At 39.0% G+C, this 9,772-nt stretch carries 13 protein-coding genes; 6 read left to right on the forward strand and 7 right to left on the reverse strand.

Annotated features, from left to right (window positions below):
- The first annotated feature begins 280 nt into the window (after positions 1 to 280).
- The 3 genes from HOL16_02600 to HOL16_02610 all read left to right on the forward strand — a co-directional run bounded on the left by HOL16_02600 (position 281) and on the right by HOL16_02610 (position 2,501).
- A complete protein-coding gene (locus tag HOL16_02600) occupies positions 281 to 778 on the forward strand; it encodes a hypothetical protein (GenBank protein ID MBT5389584.1) in 498 nt (165 codons plus the stop codon).
- A 424-nt stretch (positions 779 to 1,202) separates the two neighbouring features.
- Positions 1,203 to 1,652 carry a hypothetical protein gene (locus HOL16_02605; GenBank protein ID MBT5389585.1) on the forward strand — a complete coding sequence of 150 codons (450 nt, stop codon included), beginning with the start codon at positions 1,203 to 1,205 and terminating at the stop codon, positions 1,650 to 1,652.
- Between the two features lie 561 nt (positions 1,653 to 2,213).
- On the forward strand, positions 2,214 to 2,501 hold the full coding sequence (locus HOL16_02610; GenBank protein MBT5389586.1) for a hypothetical protein: 288 nt from the start codon (positions 2,214 to 2,216) through the stop codon (positions 2,499 to 2,501).
- 145 nt (positions 2,502 to 2,646) lie between these two features.
- Here HOL16_02610 and HOL16_02615 read toward each other — a convergent pair whose 3' ends face one another.
- Both HOL16_02615 and HOL16_02620 read right to left on the reverse strand, forming a co-directional pair.
- Positions 2,647 to 3,222, reverse strand: coding sequence for a hypothetical protein (locus HOL16_02615; GenBank protein ID MBT5389587.1), 576 nt, complete (start codon positions 3,220 to 3,222; stop codon positions 2,647 to 2,649).
- Positions 3,223 to 3,820: 598 nt separating this feature from the next.
- Positions 3,821 to 4,471, reverse strand: coding sequence for a hypothetical protein (locus HOL16_02620; protein ID MBT5389588.1), 651 nt, complete (start codon positions 4,469 to 4,471; stop codon positions 3,821 to 3,823).
- Between the two features lie 672 nt (positions 4,472 to 5,143).
- Between HOL16_02620 and HOL16_02625 the strand changes: the two genes are divergently transcribed.
- From HOL16_02625 to HOL16_02635, 3 genes are all read left to right on the forward strand, one after another.
- Positions 5,144 to 5,662 (forward strand): MFS transporter, encoded by a 519-nt coding sequence (locus tag HOL16_02625; protein ID MBT5389589.1) that lies wholly within the window; start codon positions 5,144 to 5,146, stop codon positions 5,660 to 5,662.
- A gap of 133 nt (positions 5,663 to 5,795) precedes the next feature.
- Positions 5,796 to 6,428 carry an MFS transporter gene (locus HOL16_02630; GenBank protein ID MBT5389590.1) on the forward strand — a complete coding sequence of 211 codons (633 nt, stop codon included), beginning with the start codon at positions 5,796 to 5,798 and terminating at the stop codon, positions 6,426 to 6,428.
- 33 nt (positions 6,429 to 6,461) lie between these two features.
- Entirely contained in the window at positions 6,462 to 6,653 is a 192-nt protein-coding gene (locus tag HOL16_02635) for a hypothetical protein (protein ID MBT5389591.1), read from the forward strand.
- Here HOL16_02635 and HOL16_02640 read toward each other — a convergent pair.
- From HOL16_02640 to HOL16_02660, 5 genes are all read right to left on the reverse strand, one after another.
- On the reverse strand, positions 6,650 to 7,399 hold the full coding sequence (locus HOL16_02640) for a DUF2063 domain-containing protein (GenBank protein MBT5389592.1): 750 nt from the start codon (positions 7,397 to 7,399) through the stop codon (positions 6,650 to 6,652). The two genes, HOL16_02635 and HOL16_02640, sit on opposite strands and share 4 nt — an antisense overlap.
- A complete protein-coding gene (locus tag HOL16_02645) occupies positions 7,371 to 8,225 on the reverse strand; it encodes a DUF692 domain-containing protein (protein MBT5389593.1) in 855 nt (284 codons plus the stop codon). Before HOL16_02645 ends, HOL16_02640 begins: the two co-directional genes overlap by 29 nt.
- A gap of 5 nt (positions 8,226 to 8,230) precedes the next feature.
- Positions 8,231 to 8,377, reverse strand: coding sequence for a hypothetical protein (locus HOL16_02650; GenBank protein MBT5389594.1), 147 nt, complete (start codon positions 8,375 to 8,377; stop codon positions 8,231 to 8,233).
- 86 nt (positions 8,378 to 8,463) lie between these two features.
- The gene (locus HOL16_02655; GenBank protein ID MBT5389595.1) at positions 8,464 to 9,402 is read right to left on the reverse strand and encodes an IS3 family transposase; all 939 of its coding nucleotides are present in this window, start codon (positions 9,400 to 9,402) and stop codon (positions 8,464 to 8,466) included.
- A complete protein-coding gene (locus tag HOL16_02660) occupies positions 9,396 to 9,698 on the reverse strand; it encodes a transposase (GenBank protein ID MBT5389596.1) in 303 nt (100 codons plus the stop codon). The genes HOL16_02655 and HOL16_02660 overlap by 7 nt, the downstream gene beginning before the upstream one ends.
- Between the last annotated feature and the right edge of the window lie 74 nt (positions 9,699 to 9,772).

Here is a 9,772-nt window from a genome sequence, read left to right on the forward strand (position 1 = left end):
TACTCGCAAATGCAACAGATTAGGCTAAACATAACGGCTCTATCTGGTTACACTTAAATTGGTTCCATTGCCTTACAGGGAATACTTACATCTTATTATTTAGTGAATGGGCTGCTCTGTGCAATTTTTGGATATAAACCAAGGGTTAGAATAACTTTTAGCGCTTTGGGTCAATTTAAAAATTTAACACCTAAAAAAATTCACTCTCGATCGGAAAAACTGCTTCCCTTCACACTAGAGGGAGAAATTTAATTTTCTATCGCGGATTTTGGGAGTTCATATGCGGTATTTAGCAAAGAAGATCATGGACAAGAATCTTGAGCAAGTTGTTGCACCTGATTTTTATAGTAAGGATTTTCAACGTTATTCAGAAGAACTTCCAACGTATCAAAGAGACTGCAAAAATTTATTCGAGATGTTACCTGGCTCAACTCTTGATGATAGTTCACTGAGCTACTTAAGAAAAGTAAGAGAATTTTTAGAATCCTCCACAAAAGACTATAAAAGAATTTCGTTTCAGATTGAACAAAGAGCAGAAATAATTGGAACTGTGCTAGCAGGAATAAGCCAGGTAGAAAATGAAGATGTAGAGGAGACAAGAGAAGGTTTCTCATTAGCAACTAACGAGAAATTAATAGTTTTACTTTCGAAAATCGATCAACTTGGAAATCTCTACTTTAATGCCATCGGTGTACTAGAAACTGCACTAAAAACTCTTACTGGTATTCTTTCAAGAAAAAAAGAAGCTATTGCAGGTTCTGACGCATCTGTTGAATAACTTGAGTAAAGTAGGTACACTCCTCAAAAACAGTGGGGGATGAAGTGTTTCAAATTTCGTAATACTGCTACGCTGTTTTTAAGGAATTCTGCTCGTCTCCTGAGGCCATTATGATGTTTGTTTACATGGAATTGCCGACTTTCCCTGAGCTGTCGTAGCCTAGAAGAAATGATAGCCATATGTGATGCTTCTTATTGATCAGTCAACGTTACAAAGATGGGTTCAGAATTTTGTTCCTCTTCTGAAACACGAATTCAAAAGCGTACAAGGCCTGGCAACTGTAGTTACTGGATGCATTTTTTTAGCCATTTCTATACTTTTTGTTTCTATAGTAGGGGCTTGTGTGCAATGATAATATGGTAAATTATTACATATTTAGTTCGTTGAAATTGATTAGGTTTTTGGTGAAAGAGAGGAGCTAGCTATGAGAATTTTTGGTTTAAGGCTGATGGTTGGCGTGTGCATGCTGTGTTTTTCTGCGTTAGGGAATGCGCAGGGCGGAGATTCCAGCGGAACATCTGAAGATGAAAAGCTAAAGCGTACTTCTTCTGTGCTTGTAAACCCTTCAGGATTAGGGGGTCCATCGAATGCCGACAGTACGATTCCAACATGGTCTACAGATAAAAATGAAGCTAGAAAGCAGCAAGCTGAATGGGCTAAAGCACAAGTGAAACAACTTAAAGAAAGAATGAACGCTGTCTTGAATCCCACAGATCCAAAAATTATAGAAATGCATAGAGTCGCGCGAGAGGGAGCTATTAAGTCTCATTATTTAATTCCAGATGGGCATGGAGATTATATGCCAAACCCAGCAGTTTTTGGAGATAGGAGTTGGGTGACTGCAGGTAGTAGAAATCATAAAACTTCACACTAAAACAAATCCCTGCATACTGTGTGTTTATTTAGAAAATTAGTTTTTAGATTTTTAATGTTTTATCACTTTAAAATACCATTTTATGCGGCAATATTTCCATCGATTTTTTAATATGCCTAATTTTATCATTCAATTCTAGTTACACTTTTGCGCTATCTATTGAAGAGGTGGAGGAAGTTGAAGGTTTTTTGTATAAAGTCCAATCAGCCTTTAAACGAAGCTAACTTCCTGGATGAGAAGAGTGTTTTATGTTAGGAGAGAAAATAATTTTTCTCAACTTCGTTCATTTGCTTTAGATGGAGAAGGCGTCTTTATAGCGAAAGCTTTAGAGGAATTAAGTGGGCTAAATACAATAATCTTTTCTTATTCCTCTACAAAGAACATTAGAAAATTGACAATACATTAATTTGTTGTACAGTGAGATTATTATTTTTGACCGCTTTTTACGAGTAAAAGAGGTGTTTGCCATGAAAAAATAGCTTGAACGTAGAGATTGTTTCATGCGTGCTGTGTTTTTTCGCTTTAGTCAGAGCAGAATAGATAAGAAGAAAGAGAGTCGTCATGAGAAAAAGATTTTACTTTTTTGCTGGAGGTGCAACAGTTTGTACTCTTTTGCTATCGTTCGAAGTGGACTCAATGATGAAATACAAAACACCCGGTAATGATGATTTTAACGTAAAACAAGGAACAGGTTTGGTGCCTCCAAGTCGCAATAGACCTCAGAAGATGAAAGTGCCCGATTCCGATCTAGGGACGCATTACACGGATGAAGATGGTCGACCTTTTTATGTTAAGGGGACTGATGCGGCCGGGACAGAGACTCAGAAACTTGAAGTTGTTAACGGGTAGTTGTTGAAGAAAGCTTCAGGGTTTTGATTATATAGATACCAATCTAAGATGAGAGCACGGGGGATCAGAAAGCTTTATAGTGTGCGATGTCATGCTATATCAACTACAAGATTATTAATGTTCAAAATGAAACTTAGATCATTACCTACCCGACAAGTGAATATCCTTCTACTGGGTTGGGAACGACTCTAATGATGGGTTCTGTTTCGAATCTCGAGCGGTGGTTCAAGGTATTTTCGTAGTTGTGCTCTTTCTCAAAAAATTTCTTATGCAATGTCATAAACTCTTCCATGCCAGTTTTTACCTCAGCTATTGGAAAATTCCATGCAAGTTTTTTCATGTCGTTTTTATTCTCAACGCCGAGCTCCAAGATTGCACCTCCGCCGGCTTTAAAGTGGCTAAATATAGAAATGCCATCTTCAAGCCCACAAGCTTTCTGTTTCATACGAATCACGTCAGATTTCTCAAGACTGCTCCAGGGAAACATTACGCGTTTAGTGCTCATTAAAATGTCTAGGGAGGGATCTTTTTCAAAGAGTCCTTTCTCTAGGTATATTGCTCCCCACTCATCATTTGACGAATATATTGATGCCTTGCATCTAGAAGTAACGATCCCAAAGGAAACGTACTTAAAACCAATTGCAAAAAAGTGTTTGGTTACCTTTGAAAGTTCTCTATTTTCAGGTAATATTCTTACTTCATATTTGCGATTATGGCTCATACCGGAACTCCATAACAACCCACTAAAAATGATCACCAAAGCATATGCTAATAAGTTAAAACTAAAAGCATATTCGCAATATAATATCTATTCATTTTAGATGAGTATTTTCAGTATGTTAGTATTATTTTGAGATAATAGGTATACATATTATGCATTTCTATAAGAGATAGATCTTTGCATTTTATGTATATTACGCAGTTCATTTTAAGCTCATAACATTTCAAAAAAACTTGTATACGGAATCCTTTCTAGTGGTCAAATGTTCTTAAAATCCCTTATTTTCTCACGTTTTTTAGCACGGTTTCTTTGATCTGAATTTTATTACAAGAGAAAAAAATTGAGGTATTATGTCTCTCCTTTATTTTCGACAATCGGGGCGAGATAGCTGATAAAAAAAGTTTTTAAATAAAGTTACAATTTGAAGGATGTTGAGTTCTACCTCTCAAGTAGTTAATAGAGCATCCTCCATATGTTACTTCGGGGTGGGGTGTTGCCTTTATTTAAGGTAGCCCCATATTTTTATATAGTCCTTCTCTGAGGGATTGTTGTAGAGGATTTCAACGCTTAGATTCTTTTTTTGCGAAACATTTCCCCTTTAGAAGACAGCTCTGTGCCAGATGATAGGAGCACAGAATTTTAGAGAAAAATCATAAAAAATAGGTTGCTCAGTAGCACAGTCTTTTAGGTTTGTTGCCGTTAGGGTGTAGCGTCCCTTTGTTCCTGGAGATAGGATACGTACAACAGTATATCCTTCCCGATCTGGGTGGTCGAAAATGCAGAGACGCCCATAATACAGTTTGGCATTTTGTGAGGTGATCTTGAAACCTCCTACCATATCTCCTCTATTGATGTATGGGGCATTCACATCATCTTCAACTTGCGTAACGACATGAGAAGGTGAAAGAGATTCAAAAAAGATGATTTCTTGAGAAAGAGTCTGCGTTGTTGAATATCCAGAACATGTTTTAGCATGCGGTTTTGTAGAAAAAACTACTGGCGAAGGAGGGAGTTTTTCGAGAATCCACTTTGTAGAACAGAAAACTCCGTTGTTTCTGAACACTTCTAGTAAACTCAAGAGGGCGTCTTGTCGGGGACGATTTTGTCCAAGTTCCCATGTCGTAAGTTTCATAGATGATAAGTTATGTTTTTTACAAAAACTCGTTCTGGAAGGATCACAAAAAGTGCGGACAGCACGGATCCTGTCACCGATTGTATCCAGGCTGCCAGGAAAAACAATGGGAGCCATATTTTTTGGTAACAACAGAATTCTCCTATTCTCTGTTTTAATGAACATATAAGGCTCAAACACACAAACAAATGTGGCAACCATCGATTAAAGGCGTGATATCACAATGCCGGTATACAATTCAAGTCAGATTTTATCGGAAACACCGTCCGCATTACTAGGCGCTCTCTTTCTCTCAAGATAATAACGTTGTATTAAGCACCTTGAAAACTTAGCACTCCTAGAGAGAACTGTTTTAGAAACATATTAGCCTCACGTGAGGACGCTTACTCTAATATATTGCGCTAGTTGTGATTGAATCGATGGTGAAGCCGCCCGGCATAATTGGTAATAAATGCTAGCAAACAGTAATACAGGTACATCCAAAATATTGGCATGCTTCTAATTTTTATGAAAAAGCATATAAAACAAATCCATATTTTCTAAATGGAGCTCTCAACAGCGCTGGTTTTAAACTCTCATGTGTCACCTCGTACGCTGTGGATGCCTGGAATGAATTCAGGCACTTTTTTTTGTCCTAAGTTCTTTCCAGAAATTCAATCATATCAGGAAGTAATCTGGCTCTCCTTCCTTGCTGACTATAGCATTGGACATCTAAATGGTGTTTTTGCTAGACACGCCCAATTTTCCTATATACGTTTTTGACGAAAGTTTTAAATGGGGAATACAGATATGAAAAAATTTAAATTTAATAGACTTATTTTGTCCACATCCGCGGGACACATCTTGGAATATTATGACACGACGCTTTATGGGTTTTTTGCCGTCCTCCTTGCGCCGATGTTTTTTCCGGCTGAAAATCCGGCCATTGCAACCATTTGTAGTTTTATTGTTTTTGCAGCCGGTTTTGCCATGCGTCCCTTTGGAGGGATTGTTTTTGGTCATTTAGGTGACAAATATGGCCGTAAGGTCGCTTTTATGCTTTCTATAGCTCTAGTTACTATTCCCACACTGGGAATAGGGTGCTTACCGTCATACTCTACCATTGGACTCGCGGCCCCTATCTTGTTGATCCTGTTTCGCCTTCTTCAGGGGATTTCTGTTGGGGGAGAGTACGGTGGAGCGGCTATCTTCATTAGAGAGCATGTTAAGAAGGAACAAGCAGGGTTTGCAGGCAGTATGCTTGCTACGCTGGGGTTTGTTGGGGCTCTTGTTGGGACACTCTTGGGAAGGTATATTCACAAGAACTGACCTTCCGTCCTGGGGATGGCGCATCCCCTTTATTGTTGGGGGTGTTTTTGGTTTAGGCATATTTTTATTAAGGAGGAATTTAACGGAAACTCCCGCGTTTGAGGATATTAAAAGCAGGGGGAAGATCGTAAAATTGCCAATTATTTCTGTTCTCAGAAAGCGCCCAATCAGCATTCTTCGTGGTATCGGTATTGGCGTTAATACGGTTACCCCATTCTATCTGGCTATTATATATATGAACTCAGTTTTAAAGGAACGCTTTCTACTCGAATCGACTGAGATTTTAGCGTGGAATACTGGGATTATAGCGCTTTGGATTCTGCTGCTACCGATAGCAGGATACATTTCCGATAAAATTGGCAAATACAAGTTAATGGCCATTTCCGCAGCTGCAGCTCTGATCGTAGCCTATCCTGCATTCTTAATGGCGCATAACTCAACCTCTATTTACACACTCCTAGCATTCCAAGTGCTTGTGAGTGTTATAAGCAGTTACTTTGTGGGCCCTTGTTCCGCAGTATTACCGGAGCTTTTTCCACCTGAGGAACGCTATAGCGGCTCTGCATTCAGCTATTCACTAGGGGTTGCAGTATTAGGAGGGACGGCTCCTCTAATAGTAACTTCGCTGGTGAATCAAGGAATCCAAATGGGGCCAGCCATATATCTTATGTTTTCCAGTATTGTTGGATTTATAGCCGTTTATAAGGTTAAGAGTCGGAAAAAAGAGAAAATGCATTCTGAGATGTCTTATAAAAAGGCGGCGTAGGGGAGAAATTTAACATCCTCCACTCGTCACATTATGAGGATGATTGGCTTTGGTCTTCTTTCAGATAGAATTTTTCCCTCAACTGTCTATATTCGTACTAGTTCTGAGTTTGCTCTGTCGAGAGGCTCAGACGTTTTTCGTGAACTTTTTGGCCATTGCTCGATCTTACTCGATAAGAATAATACTGAACTGTTTCAAAGTGGTGCTCTGTCACATCCGCACTAGCAGCATGCACAGAGTAAACTCTTAGATGTGCAATAGCGAAGAATTTTTAATGGGCAGTAGTTAGCCTTTAGACGTTGTGTATACTCAAGTGCCTCAAAACATGTTCCACCCTTGCTTAGCATCATTAAGTAAGTGTAGTCGTACTGATCAACGCTAAAAACACAAACTTCATTTTGGCTTCGATAAAATAATAAATGTGTAGCAGAAGAGTTGTTTTTTGCATTTTTCTTCACATTTTTTTCTAGTTTTTTATCATCAAAAGAGTTTATTTCAAAATCTGGAATGAGATTAATAACAGGACACTTATACTTTCGGAGTCTGACTGAGGGCTGAAATTTAAGAATCTGTTTTTTATTACGGAGAAAACTCAAAAGCTTGCGGGAGTCAAGAGGGAGGATGTCAGGTGCAATTTCTCTTAAAGAAGATGCATAGTCCCAGTCAAAACGTGCTATACATTCTATGAAGTCTGGAAATTCAAGTAAGCGGGGCTTCAAAAAGTCTGGAAACTCAATGCCATACGTCAGATAACTAGGAGTTTTTGGGGGGAATATTTTTACGAATTCGTTGGAAAGACTTCGAAACTCATTTTCTCCAATGGAAACCAAAGTGTTTTTATATGTACGAGACAGCAATGCATAAATTCGGTTCTGCACTGTGTCTAGAGAAACCTTTTCTCCAGACTGCAATGATTCCTCACTGAATAGGCGTTCTAGAAAGTCATTCTGTATTTGATATAAACTTCTCATAGTCATTGGCAATTGCCTGCGCTTTTTTTGCTTCATTTTCCAAAATACTGATGGATGGAAGATAACCATCCCACTCTATTATAGTTGGCTTTTTCCCGATAATACTAATGGCCGTCGCATATAGTTCCCAACTTTCTTTTGAAATATTAGTGTCATGAGAATCCACTAATAAATTGTCTTCGCTTTTGGTATAACCTGCAATGTGGTACTGAAGAACGGCATCCCTGTTTAAGTTCTTAAGGTAAGCAAAAGTATCCTTTTTAAAATTATTACAACATATAAGGAGATTACTGATATCCAACAGAATCTTACAGCCAGTTCTTTCAACCATTTTATTAATAAATTCCCACTCTTCGTATGTCGATTCGTCAAAAGCGAATGTACTAGCAGAATTCTCCATTAATAATGGAATACCCAAATAATTCTGTACAGTATCAATGTTTCGACAAATTATATCTAAGGATTCTGAATTATACGGAAAAGGAAAGGGCGCTGGGTAGAATTTTCCATCTATACCTGACCAACTTATATGCTCAGAGAAAAATGAAGGATTCAACCAATCCAAAATTCTCTTTGCTTTTATCAGCTGTTCTTTAGACACAGGATCAGCTCCTGCCATGCTAAAGCCTACACTATGCAAGCTCAAATTATAAAAATCTCTGATTTTTTCAAACACATTCAAAAAAGGGGGAGGAATATCAATAATCTTTTCTAAATGTATCTCAACAAAAGGCACTTGAACCTTTTTGCTAATAAAATCAACATAATGCTGGGGGTGGACAGCGACCCCGACATGCTCGGATACATTACGAAGCAACTGTCCCATATAAATTACGACTTATGGTTTTGCTTTAGAGATTTTGTACAAGTGTTGGCACAACTGCCATTTTGAATTGAACCAAGCTTAACGGCTGACTCGTCTGCTGCAACAATAAGATCTTCTAACCTATATTTCACGGTTTCTTGCTTTTTTTTCATCATATTCACTCCTTTTTTTAGCTGTAGTAAAGTGCCCCCCTCTGTCTAGACCAAAAATCACAAGAGTTAAGTGAGACTCCTCCTTCTTACAAATTGATAGGTTGATCCAGTTGCTGCTGTGGAGCCTGTGGGTATGTTGGTAACTTTCCTTCAAAGTTATCAACATACCCAGCAGGCTTAGAAAAATGCGGTTTTTCGGGATGTCTCCCTCCAACAAGGGATATGCCATGTACATCAGCTGGCGTTTTGTATCCCAAGCTTTGATGAAGCCTCCGGTGGTTATAGAGAGCAATATATTCCTTGAGGGACTGACGAACCTTGGCTAGGTTGTCAAAGCTGTGTAGGAGAAAGTGCTCGTGCTTTAATGAGCGCCAGAACCGCTCTATGATCACGTTATCAACCCATCGGCCTTTACCATCCATGCTGACCTTAACACCTGCCTCTTCCACACGTGTTATCCAATCCTTGGATGTGAACTGACTCCCTTGATCCGTATTCAGTATTTCAGGGGATCCATATGCCAGAGCTTCTTCCAACATCTCTAGGCAGAAAAAAGTATCCATCGTATTAGAGACCCTCCAAGCAATAATGTAGCGGCTATAAACATCAATCAGCGCAACGAGATACCCAAAGCCTGAGGATAGCTTCAAATAGGTGATATCTGTTGCCCATACCTGATTAGGAGCTGTGACTTCCAGGCCCTTCAATAAATACGGATATAGCTTATGGCCCGTATCCCGTATTGTTGTACGAGGCTTTGGATAGAGAGCCTGTATATTCATTTCGCGCATCAAGCGTAAAACTTTCTTCTCATTAATATCGTGATCTTGCCGACGTAACTCATGTGTAATGCGTCTGTAGCCGTAGAAGGGCATCTCAAGCCATAACTGATGAATGTCATTGGAAAGACTTGTATCCTTAGCATCTGAAACGTTTTGAGGCTTATAATAGAGCGTAGAACGATTCACAGACAAAATCTGGCATTGTTGCCTAACGCTCAATCTCACGCTGTTAAAGTCTACCATTTTTTGCTTCTCCTCTTGGGAGAGATCGTGCAACTTTTTTTTAGAAAATCGTTCTCAATCGTGAGCTCTCCAACCTTACGCTGCAAGACGGAAACCTTTTCCTCAGAATTATCGATAAGTTTAGAACTTCCCTCGAAGAGCTTTGTGAAATTTGATAGCGCGGAAGCTTTCCAGTTTTGAACTTGCCCCGGGTGTACATTATGTCTTGAAGCAATTTCTGCAATGGTATTTTCCCCACGAATCGCCTCTAAGGCAACCTGGGATTTAAAAGTTGAGGTATGTTTACGACGTGTCATTCCTTTTTTCCTTTCCTCTAATATAGAGGAAAAGTCTCACTTAGCTAGTGGTCCGGTTTCTGGGGGGCATTATA

The organism is Alphaproteobacteria bacterium, assembly GCA_018662925.1.
Classification (GTDB): Bacteria; Pseudomonadota; Alphaproteobacteria; order 16-39-46; family JABJFC01; genus JABJFC01.